The organism is Lentimonas sp. CC4 (assembly GCF_902728235.1).
Taxonomy (GTDB): domain Bacteria; phylum Verrucomicrobiota; class Verrucomicrobiia; order Opitutales; family Coraliomargaritaceae; genus Lentimonas.
Map to the genome: position 1 here is coordinate 598,388 of NZ_CACVBO010000001.1, position 18,058 is coordinate 616,445.

Annotated in this window: 20 protein-coding genes; 15 read left to right on the forward strand and 5 right to left on the reverse strand. The window is 48.6% G+C overall.

The window, feature by feature from the left end; translation table 11 throughout:
• Window positions 1-5: 5 nt before the first annotated feature.
• From GZZ87_RS02600 to GZZ87_RS02640, 9 genes are all read left to right on the forward strand, one after another.
• Window positions 6-1,016 carry an ArsJ-associated glyceraldehyde-3-phosphate dehydrogenase gene (locus tag GZZ87_RS02600; protein ID WP_162027766.1) on the forward strand — a complete coding sequence of 337 codons (1,011 nt, stop codon included), beginning with the start codon at window positions 6-8 and terminating at the stop codon, window positions 1,014-1,016.
• Window positions 1,013-2,221: an organoarsenical effux MFS transporter ArsJ gene (gene arsJ, locus GZZ87_RS02605; protein ID WP_162027767.1), complete on the forward strand. Its 1,209-nt coding sequence runs from the start codon at window positions 1,013-1,015 to the stop codon at window positions 2,219-2,221. The genes GZZ87_RS02600 and arsJ overlap by 4 nt, the downstream gene beginning before the upstream one ends.
• A 24-nt stretch (window positions 2,222-2,245) precedes the next feature.
• Window positions 2,246-3,301 (forward strand): ACR3 family arsenite efflux transporter, encoded by a 1,056-nt coding sequence (gene arsB, locus GZZ87_RS02610; protein ID WP_178106583.1) that lies wholly within the window; start codon window positions 2,246-2,248, stop codon window positions 3,299-3,301.
• Window positions 3,302-3,329: 28 nt separating this feature from the next.
• Window positions 3,330-3,767, forward strand: coding sequence for a DUF5069 domain-containing protein (locus GZZ87_RS02615; RefSeq protein WP_162027768.1), 438 nt, complete (start codon window positions 3,330-3,332; stop codon window positions 3,765-3,767).
• 15 nt (window positions 3,768-3,782) lie between these two features.
• The gene (locus GZZ87_RS02620; RefSeq protein WP_162027769.1) at window positions 3,783-4,016 is read left to right on the forward strand and encodes a thioredoxin family protein; all 234 of its coding nucleotides are present in this window, start codon (window positions 3,783-3,785) and stop codon (window positions 4,014-4,016) included.
• Between the two features lie 2 nt (window positions 4,017-4,018).
• Entirely contained in the window at window positions 4,019-4,519 is a 501-nt protein-coding gene (locus tag GZZ87_RS02625) for a nitrophenyl compound nitroreductase subunit ArsF family protein (protein WP_162027770.1), read from the forward strand.
• A 119-nt stretch (window positions 4,520-4,638) separates the two neighbouring features.
• Window positions 4,639-5,328 (forward strand): aromatic aminobenezylarsenical efflux permease ArsG family transporter, encoded by a 690-nt coding sequence (locus tag GZZ87_RS02630; protein WP_162027771.1) that lies wholly within the window; start codon window positions 4,639-4,641, stop codon window positions 5,326-5,328.
• 120 nt (window positions 5,329-5,448) lie between these two features.
• Window positions 5,449-5,862, forward strand: a complete 414-nt coding sequence (locus GZZ87_RS02635; protein WP_162027772.1) for an META domain-containing protein — start codon at window positions 5,449-5,451, stop codon at window positions 5,860-5,862.
• Window positions 5,863-5,881: 19 nt separating this feature from the next.
• Window positions 5,882-6,295, forward strand: a complete 414-nt coding sequence (locus tag GZZ87_RS02640) for a hypothetical protein (protein ID WP_162027773.1) — start codon at window positions 5,882-5,884, stop codon at window positions 6,293-6,295.
• 200 nt (window positions 6,296-6,495) lie between these two features.
• Here GZZ87_RS02640 and GZZ87_RS02645 read toward each other — a convergent pair whose 3' ends face one another.
• Window positions 6,496-7,089, reverse strand: coding sequence for a riboflavin synthase (locus GZZ87_RS02645; RefSeq protein WP_162027774.1), 594 nt, complete (start codon window positions 7,087-7,089; stop codon window positions 6,496-6,498).
• Window positions 7,090-7,524: 435 nt separating this feature from the next.
• Here GZZ87_RS02645 and GZZ87_RS02650 point away from each other — a divergent pair, with 435 nt between their 5' ends.
• Both GZZ87_RS02650 and GZZ87_RS02655 read left to right on the forward strand, forming a co-directional pair.
• Window positions 7,525-7,968, forward strand: a complete 444-nt coding sequence (locus tag GZZ87_RS02650; protein ID WP_162027775.1) for a hypothetical protein — start codon at window positions 7,525-7,527, stop codon at window positions 7,966-7,968.
• Window positions 7,969-8,595: 627 nt separating this feature from the next.
• The gene (locus GZZ87_RS02655; protein ID WP_162027776.1) at window positions 8,596-9,225 is read left to right on the forward strand and encodes a hypothetical protein; all 630 of its coding nucleotides are present in this window, start codon (window positions 8,596-8,598) and stop codon (window positions 9,223-9,225) included.
• 40 nt (window positions 9,226-9,265) lie between these two features.
• Here the strand turns inward: GZZ87_RS02655 and GZZ87_RS02660 are convergent, their stop codons facing one another.
• From GZZ87_RS02660 to GZZ87_RS02670, 3 genes are all read right to left on the reverse strand, one after another.
• A complete protein-coding gene (locus GZZ87_RS02660) occupies window positions 9,266-9,889 on the reverse strand; it encodes a helix-turn-helix domain-containing protein (RefSeq protein ID WP_162027777.1) in 624 nt (207 codons plus the stop codon).
• Window positions 9,890-10,277: 388 nt separating this feature from the next.
• Window positions 10,278-11,174, reverse strand: a complete 897-nt coding sequence (locus tag GZZ87_RS02665; RefSeq protein ID WP_162027778.1) for a viperin family antiviral radical SAM protein — start codon at window positions 11,172-11,174, stop codon at window positions 10,278-10,280.
• Between the two features lie 111 nt (window positions 11,175-11,285).
• Window positions 11,286-13,469, reverse strand: a complete 2,184-nt coding sequence (locus tag GZZ87_RS02670; RefSeq protein WP_162027779.1) for a hypothetical protein — start codon at window positions 13,467-13,469, stop codon at window positions 11,286-11,288.
• Between the two features lie 154 nt (window positions 13,470-13,623).
• On the opposite strand from GZZ87_RS02670, the gene GZZ87_RS02675 reads away from it, so the two are divergent.
• Window positions 13,624-14,835, forward strand: a complete 1,212-nt coding sequence (locus GZZ87_RS02675) for a hypothetical protein (RefSeq protein ID WP_162027780.1) — start codon at window positions 13,624-13,626, stop codon at window positions 14,833-14,835.
• Here the strand turns inward: GZZ87_RS02675 and GZZ87_RS02680 are convergent.
• Complete coding sequence (locus GZZ87_RS02680) at window positions 14,798-16,048, reverse strand: hypothetical protein (protein WP_162027781.1); 1,251 nt, start codon at window positions 16,046-16,048, stop codon at window positions 14,798-14,800. The two genes, GZZ87_RS02675 and GZZ87_RS02680, sit on opposite strands and share 38 nt — an antisense overlap.
• Before the next feature lie 238 nt (window positions 16,049-16,286).
• On the opposite strand from GZZ87_RS02680, the gene GZZ87_RS02685 reads away from it, so the two are divergent.
• From GZZ87_RS02685 to GZZ87_RS02695, 3 genes are read left to right on the forward strand one after another with little or no spacing between them, the layout of a single operon-like run.
• The gene (locus GZZ87_RS02685) at window positions 16,287-16,850 is read left to right on the forward strand and encodes a hypothetical protein (RefSeq protein WP_162027782.1); all 564 of its coding nucleotides are present in this window, start codon (window positions 16,287-16,289) and stop codon (window positions 16,848-16,850) included.
• The gene (locus GZZ87_RS02690) at window positions 16,847-17,131 is read left to right on the forward strand and encodes a hypothetical protein (RefSeq protein WP_162027783.1); all 285 of its coding nucleotides are present in this window, start codon (window positions 16,847-16,849) and stop codon (window positions 17,129-17,131) included. The genes GZZ87_RS02685 and GZZ87_RS02690 overlap by 4 nt, the downstream gene beginning before the upstream one ends.
• Complete coding sequence (locus GZZ87_RS02695; protein WP_162029823.1) at window positions 17,124-17,564, forward strand: winged helix-turn-helix domain-containing protein; 441 nt, start codon at window positions 17,124-17,126, stop codon at window positions 17,562-17,564. Before GZZ87_RS02690 ends, GZZ87_RS02695 begins: the two co-directional genes overlap by 8 nt.
• Window positions 17,565-18,058 lie beyond the last annotated feature (494 nt).

Sequence of the window (18,058 nt, forward strand, 5' to 3'; positions counted from 1 at the left end):
ATAGAATGGCTAAGAAAAAAGTATTAATCAATGGGTTTGGTAGAATGGGACGTCTCTTTTTTAGAGCCGCCTTTGGTAATGATGAATTTGATATTGTTGCGATTAATGAACTGAAAGGTGGCGCCTCTACGGCGGCTCACTTACTGGAATTTGATTCGGTTCACGGGAAGTGGGGAACTGGAAAGATTTCAGTCGCAGGCGAAACGATCAGTGTCGATGGCCAGGAGATTCGGTTCAGCAATGCTGCAACACCCGAAGACATTGATGTGACGGGAATCGATATCGTGGTCGAATGCTCAGGGAAATTTAAAGATGAAGCCTCGCTCCAACCCTATTACGATCATGGGGTGCCTAAAGTGCTCGTCTCTGCACCCGTAAAAGGACGTGCCTTCAATGTCGTTTATGGCGTCAATGATGACCAGTATGATCCAGAGGCACACGATCTAGTAACATCCGCATCCTGCACCACCAACTGCCTGGCTCCTGTCGTAAAGGTGATTAAAGAAAAACTGGGAATTGTGCATGGCGTGATCACTACGATCCACGACATTACCAATACGCAGACGATTATTGATGCGCCGCATAAAGACTTGCGCCGCGCCCGCGCCTGCTCTCAGTCACTGATCCCGACCACCACCGGATCGGCTACCGCGATTACAATGATCTACCCTGAACTGAAGGGCAAATTGAACGGCTTGGCGGTGCGCGTTCCTCTACTGAATGCTTCAATCACCGATTGTGTGTTTGAAGTCGCACGTAAAACCACCGCTGAAGAAGTCAATGCGCTGCTAAAAGAGGCTTCGGAAACCTATCTCAAAGATATTTTGGGGTATGAAGAACGTCCGTTGGTATCGGTTGATTTTAAAGATGATATCCGCTCTTCGATTATTGATGCGCCTTCCACCATGGTAAATGATGGAACACAGCTAAAAATTATCGCGTGGTATGACAACGAAATCGGTTATGTGAACCGCATGGCTGATTTCTGTGCAAAAATTGCGCGACTTAGCAAATGAATCAGCTCCGCTCCTACGCGGTGGTTACCGGAGCCTATTGGTCGTTTATGCTGACCGATGGGGCTCTGCGTATGCTGGTCCTACTCTATTTTCATGAGTTAGGCTATGCACCGACCACGCTCGCATTTCTGTTTCTATTTTATGAGTTCTTCGGCATCATCACCAATCTATTTGGTGGATGGGGCGCCCAGCGCTTTGGACTGAAATCGACCCTCATCGGGGGACTCGCCCTTCAGCCAATCGCGCTGATTGGGCTGACCTTCATGAATCCCGAATGGGCACCTAAAATAGCGATCCCCTTTGTGATGGGGATTCAAGCACTCTCAGGGATCTCCAAAGACCTCACCAAAATGAGTGCAAAAACGGCGATCAAATACTTGATCCCCAAAGACCAACCTTCCTCACTCTTTAAGTGGGTCGCTATATTAACAGGATCTAAAAACGCCATTAAAGGTGCTGGTTTTTTTGTAGGTGGATACCTCCTGTATAAACTAGGCTTTGATTGCGCGCTTTGGGTGCTTGCCGCAATCATCCTACTCGCGCTCGTGTCTTCGCTGCTCTTTTTACCCAAAGAGATTGGCGTTACAAAAGTAAAGAGCAAGTTGCAGGGGCTGTTTGACCAAAAAAGAGAGATTAAAATTCTCTCAGCCGCCCGCGTATTCCTCTTTGGCGCCCGCGATATCTGGTTTGTGGTCGCCATCCCTGTGTTTCTGACAACCACGTTTGAATGGAGTTTCACTCAAGTCGGGTCCTTTATGGCCTGCTGGGTCATCGGCTATGGCGCAGTGCAAGCCTGTGCCCCCGCCATTCTGAAACGATTCACCAAAGGTCATGCCCCCGGCGGCAAAGCAGCGCTCACGATCTCATTCATGCTGACTGCAATCATGACCCTGATCGCTGTCTTGTTTTCTCAAAATATCGCACCGCATATTACCATCGTCGGAGGCCTCCTTCTTTTTGGTGCCGTATTTGCACTGAACTCAAGCGTGCATTCTTTCTTAGTCCTTGATTATGCCGATGATGATAAAGCAGCGGTGAATGTGGGATTTTATTATATGGCCAATGCGATGGGGCGTTTAATCGGAACCCTCTTCTCTGGGCTCCTCTTCCAATGGGGCGGCATACTATGGGCTCTGATCGGTTCAGCTCTCTTTCTTGCACTCACCTCAGGCATCACTCTTTTGCTTCCCACAAGAAAGCATTAGGAAAATAAGCAACAGGCGACTATCATGAAAGAACAAGACAACCCACCTGCTGGAATCAGCTTCTTTGAAAAGAACCTCACCGTATGGGTGGCGCTCTGCATGGTTGCTGGCGTGCTGATCGGAAAATTCCTACCACAAATCCCCGAGGTGCTCTCCCGATTTGAATACGCCAAAGTTTCAATACCGATCGCGGGTTTAATCTGGCTGATGATCTACCCGATGATGATGAAGGTCGACTTCACCAGTTTGAAGAACGTCCGTAAGGAGCCAACAGGGCTGTATGTCACTTGGGTAGTGAACTGGCTTATCAAGCCGTTCACCATGTTCGGCATCACTTGGTTGTTCTTTCATGTCTTATTTAGTGCATTCATCGATCCGGCACTGGCCAAAGACTATGTCGCCGGAGCCGTTATCCTCGGCGCTGCGCCCTGCACCGCCATGGTGTTCGTATGGAGTCACCTCACACGCGGCAACCCAGCCTACACCGTTGTTCAAGTCGCCACGAACGATCTCATCATCCTCGTCGCATTCGTGCCCATCGTGGTGTTTCTTCTCGGTATCACTGGAGTGAGCATCCCTTGGGACACGCTCTTCCTCTCGGTCATACTGTTCGTCGTCATTCCGCTCACGAGCGGCATCTGGACACGCCACTACGTCATCCAGAAACATGGCGACCAGTATTTCCATGAACGCTTTTTGCCAAAGTTTAATAATATCACGATTGTGGGCTTACTCCTCACGCTCGTGCTCATTTTTTCCTTTCAGGGCGGCATCATTCTTGAGAACCCCTTCCATATCTTACTCATCTCGATCCCTCTGATCCTGCAAACGGTTCTGATTTTCTTTATCGCCTACCTCGCAAGCCGAAAGCTTTGCCTTCGCCATGATGTTGCGGCACCCGCTGGAATGATCGGCGCATCTAACTTCTTTGAGTTAGCCGTGGCTGTGGCCATTACTATCTTTGGAGCTTCATCGCCCGTTGTGCTGGTTACGATTGTCGGGGTGCTCGTCGAAGTGCCAGTAATGCTGGCGCTCGTTAAAATTGCCAATAAAACAAAGCATTGGTTCCCTGCAAAGTAAACTCGCGTAAACTAATATCTGTCTCGTTATGGAAAACATCATCCCACTCATCAGTTCTGGAACAGAAGGCCCACTCGGCATCAAGCACCTCCCACGCCTTTGGCTGAAGACCCTGCTCGCGGCCTCCGGGAACCTGCCCGCAGGCTATAAGGACATCCGTCCCGGCTTCGATTTCATGGTGCTCGAAGGACTACAAATAGAACCAGACGCCGCTCGTGCGTTCATCATGGAGTCACGCCCCTCATATTTAGAATTTGAGGCATGGATTCGCGAACAGGAAGGTGCGGATCTCTCTCCGCAAAACATCAGCAAAGTGAATAGCATCGTCACTGAGCGTAAAAAAGCCGAAGGCTCGCGCAGTAAAATGCTGGCCGAAAATGGCCTGCCCGAAGACTCGCCGATCGAAGATTCCATCATGCTCAACAATCTCGACGACTGGAGGAGTATCCACCAACAGATCGTTTAAGGATCAATAGCCACCATGAAAACCATACAAATCCTCGGCACGGGTTGTGCCAAATGCAACAAACTGGCGGAAGCCACCAAGCAAGCGGCCGACGCACTCGGCTTAGACTACGAAATCGAAAAAATCACTGAGATGATGCGCTTCGCCGACTTCGGAGTCATGATCACTCCAGCCATGGTGGTCGATGGCGAAGTCAAAGTTGCGGGTAAAGTCCCCACTCAAGAAGCACTGAAAAGCATGCTCCAATAGTCATGAGAAAACTCCTGCAAACGATCCTCATCACCTTCGCCGTTGGCTCCATGGCTTATTCGATTTGGACTCGCAACCAGGAGCCTGCATCACAAACAATCACTGTTCCAGCCACAGCCGAACTCACTCAAAGCACCCAAGTTCCTGCGTCATCCACCGCACTAACGATCCTCATCACTTACTTCACCACCGATGTGCGCTGCACATCCTGTCTGAACATCGAGACGCTCACACGTGCAGCGGTCGAAGAGTCCTTCGCGCAGGAGCTCGCGGCGGGGCGCGTGCGCTTTCAGACGCTGAACCTAGACCGACCTGAGAACGAGCACTTCACGAGCGACTACGACATCGCATTTAAAACCGTCGTCATCAGCGAAGAAACGTCAGAGGAAGTGATTCGTTGGGAAAAGCGCGATGATGTGTGGAAACTGCTCGACCAACCGGAAGCATTTAAAGCTTACATCACCTCTTCCGTGCGGGAGTTCCTGAGACCTCAATCATCCTAAAAAGAGTAGTTAGAAGGTAGTAGTCAGAAGGTAGTCTCAGATCATCAATTATATTGTCAGTCTCTGACACAGAAACGCTAACTCCTACCTCCTGACTTCTAACTCCTGAATCTAAGATCATGACAAACGAACTCATTGCGGCAACCACGGCGCTGTGGTTGGGCATTCTCACATCCATCAGCCCTTGCCCCTTAGCGACGAATGTCGCGGCCGTCTCCTTGCTGGCACGCAAGGCACACAACAAACGCCGCGCATGTGCCGGAGCCATCGCCTACACCCTCGGGCGCGTAGTGGTTTACATGGGGCTAGCCACCATCCTGATGACTGGCCTCACCTCGATGCCAACACTCTCCAGCTTTCTGCGTAATGAAATCGTCCCCCTCATCGGCCCCATTCTGATCCTTGCCGGCATGGCGGTCGTCGGACTGCTACCGATCCCCGCAAACTTCAGATTAGGGAATGCTCAATTCGCGGATAAATTGACCCGCTATGGGATCTTGGGCGAATTCTGCCTCGGCGGGCTCTTTGCGCTGTCTTTTTGCCCCGTATCAGCGGCCTTATTCTTCGGCTCACTAATGCCGATCGCAATGACATCCAACTTCCCACCGCTTCTAGTTGCCAGTTACGGGCTTGGCACCGCACTCCCTGTCGGCGTCATCGCACTACTACTGGCACTGAGCGCAGCCAAAGCCAGTAAGGCACTGCAACGAATTCAACACTTACAAAATGCGGCAGTCAACCTCACCGGAGCCATCCTGATTGGCGTCGGCATCTGGCTCACACTCTCGGACACACTCCACATTCTATAAGTTTGCTCATACGCAATCAGTTCAGCTATTACTGAACAAAGTGAACTCACCACTGACTAAGAGCCGCTCAAGTCATTTCTGAATTTGCCATTCAAAAGACTTCACTTAACCTTCACGACTATGAACACACTTAAAGCCCTTTTACTCATTGCAACAGCACTCTTCCTCGGAGGCTGCGCAAGCACTCCAAAATCGATCGCAGGGAACTACGCACTGCTCTCACTGACAGGCTCAGACGCCACGATCGACGAGCCTATCATTATGCACGTGCGCGATACCAGTATCGCGGGCTCTGGCCCCGTCAACCAATGGCAGGCACCCATCGAAGATGACGAAATCGGGCAAATGATCACAACGCGCCGTGCGGGTCCTCCCAACATGATGCAATTTGAGTCCGATCTGATCGGCGCACTCGAAGGCTCCGAATTTGAACTCGACGGGCGCGGCAAGCTTACCTTCACGAAGAAGCGTAAAGTAACTGCCGTCTTCCAATACGTCGATGTCGAGCCAGAGACTTCGGCTTCCAAAGAATAGTAGCTGCCTCCACGAGCACATGCATTTATTCAAAATCAGTATTCTCGCCATCGCTCTAGCCCTGCTAAGCGGCTGTGCCACAAACAGTTCACCCGTCACTGGACTCTACGCGCTCAAATCCCTGACGAATTCGGGGATCGGCATTAATGTAACCGCCACGTTAAAACTGAACGAGAAATACCTACTGTTCGCTGGCCAACAAAATACGCTGAGCGCACCAGTGGATAAAAACGTAGTCGGAGCATTCACCCTGATTCAGAACTCAGGGAAGCCACTCGACCAATTTGCACGCATACTACTGCAAAGCCTAGAGGGCTCCACGCTCACCAACGCCTCGAACGGCAATCTGCTATTCATTAAAAATGATAAGACAGTGGCGACGTTTGCCCCAATCCCCATGCCAGACAGCGCAGCAACTCCCACAGGAAAATAAACAAGGCTCTGCATTCGATTCAAAAAAAAGGCGGCTCAACTGAGTCGCCTTTTTTTGGATGCCAATTTGTCGTGCTAGCGGCGTGCGTCGCTGCGCCCCATCAAATTCGGAACGAAGGCAACGCATGCTGCGCACGATGCACGCCGCTACCAGCAATCGTTCTTTATCAAGCTCAATCTTAGTAAGACTAGGCACCGCCGCTACCCAACAGGCGCGAACAACTTCTCTACGTATTTCGCAATCAGATCGTATTCCAAATTCACACGATCTCCGACCTTCTTAGTATGTAGATTTGTGACTTCCATGGTGTGTGGGATCAGCCAAATCGCAAAGCCTTCCTCATCCACTTCCGAGACTGTAAGCGATATACCATCCACAGTAATACACCCCTTGCTCACGATATATTTCAGCTTATCGGCATCTGGTTTAATTCGGAAAAAGAAATCCTTACCGCGCGGCTCGATCGCCTCGATCACTCCCGTGCCATCGACGTGCCCCGAGACAAAATGCCCGCCCATACGTGTGCTCGGCAACAAGGCGCGCTCAAGGTTCACCTTACCACCAGGCCCAACGCCATCAATCGACGTCAAGCGCTTCGTCTCGCCGAGTAAGTCAAACTCGATACGCCCAGCATCAAATGCGACCGCAGTCAGGCAGCAACCATTGACCGCAACGCTATCGCCCATCTGCAAATCCTTAGTCACCACTTCAGCGGCCAATACCAAACGCCATGAATTTTGCTGTTCTTCGAAGGAAACCACCGTTCCCGTTTCTTCTACGATTCCTGTAAACATAGCTGCTAATAAATCGAATCCCCCGTATTTGTCGCCAAAAAAGCCACGCTCCGATAAAAACAACCGACAGGACCTATATTCAGGAGTTAGACGGAGGTCTGCCGTAGATGGCGTAGCAAGTAAGGAGTCAGACGGAGGTCTGCGGCACGACTGAGCTCGCCGAAGTCCGTAGATGGCGCAGCAAGTTAGTCTTTGGTAATGAGTTCCTTAGAGCTTTGTCGATCGGCGCCTACCGAGCGCAGCGACACTTTATTATGCCCTTGGGTGCAACCGAAGGGCGCAGCCAAGGGCATAATACACTGATCTTCAGCTCCTAACTACTGCCTTCTACCTTCTAACTACTCTTTTAAGGATACGACGTCCGCCTGCGTCTAGATTGACAACTCACAAAGAATTCAGAGGCTTGGACTCTTCGTTTCAGCGACCGTTCATCACATGATCATCCGTTTTATAATCAGACCCGTGCTCGCCCTATTGATGCTCATCGCATGCTTAGCGGCCACGCCTTATATACTTGATTGGGTGACACAACTCACCTCCCCCGACGGCAATGCCGCAGAGACATTTAGCCGAGTGGAAGTCCTGCAGAAGGTGCAGGCACTCTACGAAAGCAAGCCACTGTCCGAAATGACGATGGACGACCTGCAATCCTTGATCAACAGCGAGGAAACCGAGCAACTTTCAGATAAAAAGAAAGCAGAGCTGAGCCACATGCTCACCGAAGAGCTCGAACTCAGCCCAGAAGAGATCATAAGCCTCGGGACATTTTACCAGAAATATCTCGAACACACCGAAGTAGAAGAGGACGCATCCATGGCTGACACCCCAGACTCCAGTATTCGAGAGTCCACCGGCCTCAAACCTGCGAAAGGGCTGTAGATAAATGGAGAGAAGATGCACCTCGTCAATTCCTGCAAAAGCCTGCCCCAGTCACCGCTAAGACACCTGCGAGACGTCGATATATTAGATATTTCTAAAAATCTAATAAAACTGGCCTTGACAGAAACCGCTGGAGTCGGCTTTTTCTCGGCTTCCCGTTTTTTACGGGACGATCTTTTTGTAAATTGCATCGATTTATGTCGCATGTTTCACATGAAAATGTCGCGAGAATGATCTAATTTCCCTCGGGAAACACCGTTTATGAAGCTTCCTCTGGAAGCTTTTTTTGTCGCTATTTACATTTTATCAGCAACCCCTGTCGCATTTAGCAAGGCAGCGCTTTAACACTGACGACAAACAAGTTGCACGACATAAGAAACTCATAGAGTTCGCACATATCATCATTTTCTGTCGCATTTCACATAAAGTCGGAAGGCAAAAACTACCGACTTTTCGTCCATGATGAATATCAGTATTTTCCATATCACTGAGGGATTTAAAACGGGAGCCTCAAACTGAAAACATCTCCCTTTTTGAGATAGAATTATTTGACGCAGATTATGTTGATCTGGCAGATTGCCTAATTATTATTAGGCAATTCACTAAACGATCCGCGACATTACAAATATGACCTACGAATTAAAATTAATCGACGGCTCTTGGTCGAAAGACCTCAGTGCCCATGAAGTGGCCGAACAGATCAGACAAGGGAAAGCTACGATCAGCTCTGATGGCCGCAGAACTGGATCGGACAGCATCTTCCCCATACACCACTGGATTTCGGGAGTCGTGTTACTTGCCGAAGAAGTGGCTAAGCATAGCCCTTTGCCCTTCCCCGAAGAAGACGCGGAGACGACCGCTGCCAACATGAAGATCTTCCTCGAATTCCACTCAGCGAAAGAACAGCGATCTAGTGAAGATGAATTCATTCCAGCCATCGATTACCTACAAAAACCCTCGCTAGTTAGAACCTCGATTATTGGCGCGTATTTAAATCTGATTCGCTCGAAAGAAAAAGGTCCAGCGATTTACCTCTTCGCCAACTGCTATGCGGAGACGTCCTGGTTAGCTAGTCGAGAACAACTTGCGGCATGGAATCCCGTAATGACAGACGAGGAAATCAACGATTATCTGCTCAACCCGACCGCCAAGCAAAAGGCAGATAGCCAAGCGGCGGTGGAAGCGAAAACGAACGCTCTTCTCGGAAGAGGGATGTTGCTCAGACATTTCTACGAACAAGTGGGACGTTTTGCTTAAGAAGTATCAGATTATAGAAATAACCGAAACCGGATCGAATCTACACTTTCGCAATCATACGAGCTTCCTGTAGTGCAGATACGGTGTCACCAGCGATTAGGAAATCCTTGATAGATTTACCTTTAAAGAAGTCCAAGCCAGTGATCATCAGTATCAACAGGTCTATCGGATCCTTAGTGACCACTTCGAGAATTCGCAAAATATCCTGCATCACTGGTTGTAGTTGCCCCGTTTTATCCAATTGCCAAGCCGGGAAGACATAGCGGTTGCCTTTTCTTAAGCCTAGAATCTTCCCCTTTGATCGATAATTGGAGACTGTCACACGACTGAGGCCAATTCGCTTCACGAGTTCGCTGGGGTCTAATGATGCGTGCAACTCTGCCTGAACGTCGCTCATATCTCGGTCAACAGAAGGCAATGAATCGCCCGAGCCAATCTTCGCCATAGTCCCTATCGAAGGATCTGTATCTTCAGGCACAAGATCCCGATGCCCAGAGCGACTTAACAACTCAAGCTCCCCGCCAGATTTCCTGGCTGCAATTCGGATCACCTTCCCACCACGAGCGGGTTTAAATTCTACAGTGAAGTCACCGTCATCCATCCCTAAAGTGGCCTCCAATATTGCATCGGCAAGTGAGGTCTCTGATCGTTTACGATTCGTCATGGTCTGACAATAGAAGCAGATCCTCTGGATTTGTCAAAGTTAACGAAATTTACAAGTTTTCCATTAAAAAAGCCCCAAAGGCACCCCCGCTCTGAAGCGAGAAGAGGTGCCTCCTTTTTAGTGATTTAGGTGCCTTTTTCCATTCCGACTAACCTTTCTATCGTAGCTCTGGTGTGTCCCTGAAAACTCAACCTTGAACGAACCATTCTCCTTCCTGCAGAGGATTGCCCGTTCACCTGGGCTCAAAATAAAACTGACACAAAGACCGCAATTCACGGGAGTATGCAGCTTCCGGCCACCCAATTTCACGAAACTGGTGCCAGTATTGAGCTTTGAATGAATGAGTTTTAGTTTGTTCTGAGCATGTGAGGAGAGTTTCAGCCGTGGCTTACACATCAACGACCTCCCGTTGTGCCCCGGTGACAGAGCGACTGCGCAATTCGAAGCGCTCAGAGTCATAACGAATATCAGCCCAAGCCGCAGAGACACCGACATCAGTAATTGGTTTACTGTAGCGATGACCGTTCGCACCATCGACGAAACACCCATTCGGCCCAATCATCGCGTATGAATTAATCATCCATTCTGCACGTTCAACGACGATATCAGTGCCATCAAATGCAAGATCTTGATGTCTCATGACAAACGCATCAAACTCACAATCAGTCACTGACCAGTCGTCGTAAGAGTCGGTATTTTGACCAACCACATGCGTGACTTGGAAGATTTTCCATTTCTTCGGGTTAGTTTTCTGAATTAGCTCATGAAGGCTTTCATCATGATTTAAGCGGTTCACCACTGTATTGATCTTTAAATCAATGCCGGCGGCATGAATTTTCTGACACAAGCGAATCCAGTCATCCAAATTAGGAATAAGCTTGGTCCCATTGAAGAACCCATAGCGACCAACCTCCCGTATCGTTGATGGACGCAGGCTATCGATGCTCAAGCCGATCATATCCAAGTCACCATACTGATCAATGCCTGCACGGATCATCTTGAGCCCATTGCTCACGATTGAAGTCCGCAATCCGCATTGTTTCGCATGTTCAATCAGAAGCGGGAGCTCTTTGATGATCGTGGGCTCTCCACCAACGAAGTTGATTCTTCGTTGAGTTCCATTGTTGGGTTCCTCTGCAATCATAGAGATGATTCTGAGGAACTGTTCGAAGCGAACTGAGCCTGTCAGTTCACTGTATTCTGCAAAGCAGAATTTGCATTTGGCATTACACAATTTCGTGAAATGCAGGTTTACCGTTTGCGGTAGGACAATTGTCGTAGTCATGGCGTAGTTTCTCCGTGCGGCAAAGAGTCGACCTCTCTGCCTGGGTTCTTATACATGGCGGCCTTTGCAGGCTATGAGTGGGGAGACGCATTCCCCGATACACCAAAAAGTTTATGAAAGTATCATGTTGATCACAGAATCAACACGGTCTGCATATCTAAGTTCATCACGACGAGTGCGTGTGGCCGAGCTGGGATCTACATCTAGGCTCATCGCTGTTCGCTGCCCCAGCCTGAGCCACCAGAAAGCGATCAATAGGCCTTTGATCGGATCAGATTCATCTGAATTCTTCTGGCGACGCACTGACTTATAGGCGTCGGCAGCAGCCGCACAAACACTCTCATTTGGGTCGTTTTTACGAATAAAATTAAGTGTCTTGTGCACGCTGCCACCGAGATCTAATCCGATCTCAGATAATGCCTTCGCGTATGCCTGCCTCCAGATCGGATTTGGCTCTGTGCATTGCGCATTTTGATAACGATTACTCTCGCAAGTTTCGCCTTTACGTAAACGTAAGCTCTTCCAGCAATACTCAGCCATCGTTTTGCGAAGCGAGTATGTAACCTCTTCAACTTCTTCATCGCTGAATACCTTAGAATTACTAGAAAACATTCTTTTCTGCTGCCGTGCGTATGGCAGGCGCAGACAATTACTGATAATAACCGAGAGGAACCAGTGAACAGGATTCTCAGAATTCTCAATACCAGATAATGAACTCCCGGCTCCGTATTCGAGCTTCTCACCGCTACAGGGCTCCTGTGATTTTCGGAACGCTTGGATCAGGATGCGTAGAAGCTTCTCCGGCTCGTGGGTGATGAGCAACCGCTGGGCCTGATATGACTTGTCGATATCCGACAACGTAGGATCTGCCCCGGGAAATAGCCAAATCTGTGCAAGCAAGCGATCTGCGACTTGCAGTTTAACTGTTAATTCAGCGAAATCGCGCATCGTCCTGTGGCAAATTATTTCAAGCAGATCAGCAACCTCTGCCACCTCAAGATGAAGCTTACGCTCAAGAAATGCAGCCTGAATCCGTTGAAGCTCAAGTAACCATGCCTCTCGACCAGGAAGCTCAAACTCAACCTCTTCTTGACTGGATTCATCATCAACAAGCTGAACGTCGTTCAAGTTGTCCTGAAGCCGAATGTAACATTTTCCCGTCCTCTCCAGCAAATACTTAAGAACATGCAATTCGGAAGCATCCTCAATTTCTCTTAGCTTTAACTCAAGCGCGACGAACCACTGCGCCTGATGGGGAGAATAACACCACCGTTCATGCAAAGAGCGTTCAACACCATACTGATTAAACACATCAACTGGATAGTCACGCTCCACTCGCCCCTGCTGGATCACTTCAAGCAATACTTGAAGCGAATCTCGAATGTAAACATCAAGCAGATCTGTCTCGCAATCGGACTCTAAGAAGCTCTTTCGCAAATAGATGCTAAGCATAAGGAACTCTTTACAATCATCATTGGACTTGAATTTTTCTGCTCGTAGCCGTTGCCAATCCATCAAGCTCCAGCAATAACGTTCGGCATCACCCCACGCCCTATCAGTTTTGCGGTCAAAGCCCGAGGGGCGGTGATACGCCAAGCCTTTTGCTTCAGCTAACCAACCAGCTCCAATTAGTTGTTCATGATAAAAAGCGAGACGTCTCAGATATTCAGTGTAGCTCTCTAGAGTTTTCGTCGCAAAACGCTGCCAGTCCCAGCATTCATCCAATAAGGCAACCGGAGCAAACCTTGGGATACTTTCACGATCAGCGTTACTTAGCTCCAACCAAGCGCGAACGAGTAACTCAAAAGGCGAATCGCCATAAAGCTCAAGCGCTACTTCGTAATCATGCCGATATAGCTGTTTCAGTCCGATTGAGAAGTGTAAAAAATGGAGAGGCCTTGATCGAAAGATATGCGTTTTCACCGCGATCCCCAAAGGTGTAGGTAGGATGACCCGATATAGCTGCCGATACTCTTCATCAGAGCCATTCTCAATGGCATCTTTAAGCTTATCGCGGAATTCGTCACCACGTTTAAACAGCCGACGCTCATAAGGACAGTGCTGTATGAAATGTGCGAGTTGCTCTTCAGCAGTGGTTCCTTTGCTTAGAGAGGCACGTAAAACCTCTTCGAACTTCGCGAGGTCATTCTTGCGGACTTCAGATTTGAAACCATCTAAGAGGCAGTCTTTAAGTGGGCCGTCAAGTGAAGCCTCTTCGAGGACTCGTTCAATCGTATCGGACGCAGAGTGATCATTTAATTGGGTATCACTGAACCCGTGTGTAAGGTCTGACATGTTTGTATCCTTTCATAGAATTTAACTGGAAGTGAAATACTGGATAAAGTCAGTTGTCGCCGACCTGGAAAAAATGAATCCCGCGAGATTCGGTAGCCACCAGTGAGTTGCAACATGATCACGTCAGGCTTTTAATCAAGAGGAAATATAAATTATGCCGAAAAAGAAGACAGCCAAACCAAAGCCGCCTTGCTTTCGACCGATGATACGCCGAGGCAATCTCACTGAAGCCGAGGACTGGATAAAGACCGGCAAGCCACTCCGCTCCAAATCATCGCACAATTCTAGGCAAACCCGTAGTATGCTGGAGTTTGCAACTGAAGTTGGGTTCTACTCTTTAATAGAATTGCTGCTCAAACGTGTGAAATGGACGGAGGAGGAACTTGGAGATGCCATATTTAAGGCATCAAGAGAGGGACGTGCGGATCTTATTTCCCTACTATTAGATCATAATGCTCCATGGGAGTGTGCTGAATTGGATGAAGTGATTGCCATCATGGATGAGGATCTCATTCGCCGTTTCCTCGCCCTGGGGATGCGCTTTGACATGCATGACGCGTTTTTTAACGCGCTCGACTGTAAACGAGCCCGACCACTCCTCCGAATTTACAAAGCATTCCGCCCCGAGTATCCTGAGATGGAGGATCAGATTGCCAAAGCTCTCGTAAGCGCAGTGAAGGAGAAGCGTGTCTGGTGGACAATCATGCTGCGGTGGGCGGGAGCCGACCCAAATCGTGAAGTTCCAGATGGCATCACTGGGTCTGTCGAAGAAGATACTTATACCACCACGGCGATACAAGAGGCCTATAGCCAAGGTGATTTAGAGTTTATTGAGACCATTAAGATTGATTCAAAAGGAGTCGACCGATCGCGATTGTTGGAAGGTCTAAGTTTTAGGCATGAGCCTGAAATCCTTGAGCGGATCGTCAAAAAGATGACACCTGACCAATTGAATTATTCGGATTCACAGTCCTGCCCGAACCTTGAATATTTCGTCAGGTCGGAGTTCTATGATTTTGGTTGGTATCGCAACAAGGACAAAGAACAGGAGCAGTCACTTACTTGCATGCGAATGTTGCTCGATGCCGGAGCACGTTGGAACCCCAGTGATGATTCCTTTCGTAGCACAAGGAAGGGATTATGCTCTTATGGGGCCAAATACATTGTTCAGGTGATTCGACTCCTAATGTATACATCGGGAGCTGCTCCTTTCGAAAAGATTTGGAAACTCTGCAATACGGCGAGGATGAAGCATTTGATCTACGGGTGCGACGATCACCTTTGGCGAGAAATGAATGAGATGGCACTTGAGCGGGGACTCAAAGGAGCTACCAAGAGGAGTAGCCGTATCCACGTTTCTCAGTGAGCTTTTGAATATCTTTGATTAACTGAGTTTTCTGGATGAATGCAGCCTCATCCGAATAGTAGCCATCCTCTTCAACCGTGCTCTCGTCAAAGACTCCATGTTTGTCTGGATTTGGATATCCCGAATTAAAAGGGCTGATACTGTCGGCAACTTCCTTCGCCCAGTTCAACCATTCCTGCTGCTTCGGCGATCGAGCCTCAGACCATCGAAGCTCACATTCATTAATGAATTCAGTTACTTGCTGGTATTCCTTCCACAGCATCGAAGCTCGAATGAGCTCTCGGGCACGTCCTGCTTTAACACCCTCGATGTGCTTCAAGCGTCGCTGTATCCGTCTGTTCTTTTCGGCGCGTATTTCCTGAGCTGCTCGATCCTTCTCTCGTTGAATCTCATTTAACCGCTCTTGTTCATAGCCTGCGAGTAGTGATTCAATTCGGGTAGCGATCTTTGGAGCCAAGTCCGTGATACTGTTGGCATTGGATTCGGTCCATTTCTTGGTGCCGTAGATACGATTGGCGGAATGTAGCACTACCACTAACTTTTCTGATGGTGTATAAGTTGTGAGATTCCACGTCCAACTCGGGTTCTTTTTCTGCTCTAGTGTTGGCTCACGTTCTCCCTTTATGAGGGCTTGGGAAATCTTGAGGCCTACCCCGAAGTCATCCCGCTCAAATAGTAATGTATCGTTCGAGAGATTTTTACCGATTTTCACTTTGTGTTCAGCTAGAGCAAAGGCGATCAGGCTGAGGAATTCAACCACCCGAGGGATCGCTTCAGCGGCGATTTCAATTTCAGGTAATTTCAGCCGTTTCATTGTAACTAGACCATTTTGGTCGGGCTTCTCCTTCTCGATAAACTTTAGAAATCGCTCGGCGAGCGGATGGGTCATGTTCTTTGCTTGTTCGATCACTGGTTTAAAGGCTTCTGCCTGTTGCGACTCGAATTCCTGTTGCTTCTTAATTGCAGATCGGCGGCGTTTGTTTGCTTCAACATCAAATTCAATGGTTACATCGTCGGCCTTCGGGAGTGGAGTCTGCTTGTCCTGATACCCCGCAGCGATCCGAGCCCAGTAGCCACGCGGTGGCCGAGGGATGTCGTATTTTGTGCAGGTCTTGGCTAGTCCCACATCTGAAATCCCGAATTCCTTGGAAAGCCTGGTTATAGGCGTCGTCCAGATCTTCTCGTAAAGCTTTGTGCGCGTCAGCGTTTTCATGGCTCTAAAGTTGATTTAATCGTTCAACTTTGTCGATCAAGGAGGCTGATTGTTTGCGAATGCACCCATTCTCAGAATTATATCTGACAGTTCGGACATACTGTATCAGTGAGGGCTAGCTCACACTTTAGCTCTAAATCCCCCTGCAGCTGAAGATCTGAAACTCCTCATAAATGTTAAATGTCATTATTTGTTAAACATAAATTGACATTGCCGTGTTTCTTGTAATTATTAAGGCATGAAAGACATAAGAATTAACATTCTAGAAATTAAGGAAGCCTTCCAAAAAATGCACAGTGATTTGGAGGAGAAGTTCGCAGAGGCTGATGATATGAATTATGGCCGCTACTTGTTGGAGCTTTCAGACGAGCTCAAATTGATCGATAAACTGCAGGAAGAGGTCGGCCTGCGCTATGATCGGGTGCGCGAGCAAGAGGGACTGATTGAGTGCGATGAGAATCATCTGAGTCCTAGTTCCGGCCTGAGGCAGATTACGGTTAAGTTGACCGATGGTATGATCAAACAAAGTTTACTGACCTTAACAAAGGCTAAGAAACTAGGATTGATTCGAGTTGGTGAGCCGATGCGCATCCAAACTTCTGATGGCGCGCCTTTCGATACGACGGTAGTGGAGCCAGGAAATCGTTTAAAGGAGCGAGGTCGCGTTAAAGCGTATTACGATCAATGGGAGTTGAAAGCCGGCGATGATCTCATTCTTGAGGAATTAGAGCGAGGCGTTTGGCGCATGACTTGCGCTCGGGAAAGTATGGAGAGCCTTTCAGCCGCATTGGAGGGACTATGAGCACGGTGCTGAATATTTCACGTCATGCATTTCGGCGGATGCATGAGCGGGTTGGCCTTGGCCGCCGTGCCGCATCTCGCAATGCTCAACGCGCCTGGCATTTGGGGCAGAATATTAAACGGATCAAGCGCCCAGATCGTTGGGTCCTAGCGAATATGCCAGCGGAGACTTCGGAATGCGTCGATCTGCGCTATGGTAATTTCTATTACATCTTCGAGAAGAGCGTCGGGGAGATCGTTTTGGTCACAGTCATACCAGTAAAGGAGGAATCTTATGCATAAAGCACGTCAACAACGCTTCGCGTTACGAGTCGCCCTATATGTTTTACGGCATAAGGGCTGCGATCAGCCTACAAAAAATCAGGTGTTAAATTTCATGATTAGAAAGCGCTTCATCCAAATCCCGGAAGAGGAAATGGAGCGCCGTCGCGACTCTGATCGAGAAGAAATCTGGAGGAATGATTTATGCTGGAAGCGGAAGGATCTATTCGAGGATGGCGAAGTTGATAGCCCGGAGCGTGGGAAATGGAGCCTCACTAAACATGGAATCAGCAAGATTGAGACCTCTAAAGAGCAGTGGCTGAAATTGTCAGATCTAGATGAACAGAGACGCGTGCTAGAGCAATTGGACTACTTCACTCCAGAGCTAATCCAGTGGCTACTTAAAATTGCAAGAGGTGACGATCTATCGCGTCGAGCCATCGCCCATTCGTGATTCACGTTATGAAATTATTATGACAGTCGCAGCATGTATAAAATGTGGCTCAATCAAATTTGGAGCGCTGGTGACTTGCCCTAGTTGTGGCTTCATTCCAGTTCTCTCCGAGGATAAGGCCAAGTCGACCATCTTGACGGATCACTTGCTCTCTCAGGATGAAATTGAGCGGTTCTCAGCGCGAATTCAGGAGGGGCAACCTGTCATCTATCCAGAACAGGTGGTTCAACAGTATATTGCAGTTTACGAATCGAATGCTTGTTCTCCCCTGCCCCGTCGAAGGCATCAAATCCCATTGCCAGCTCGTCGCGTGATCGGGGTCATTGTAATTGCTCTAACATTGTGGCTGATCGCGTGGTTGCTGGTGAAGTTCGTGCAATGGGTTTTATGAGAAGCAAAAGATGTGCTGTCCTTTATTTGAGTATTAGTCGCCATTTTAAGTTAAATTCGTTTAATTTTCTCTTGTCCCGCGGGTTCTATCTCCTAACGTGGCA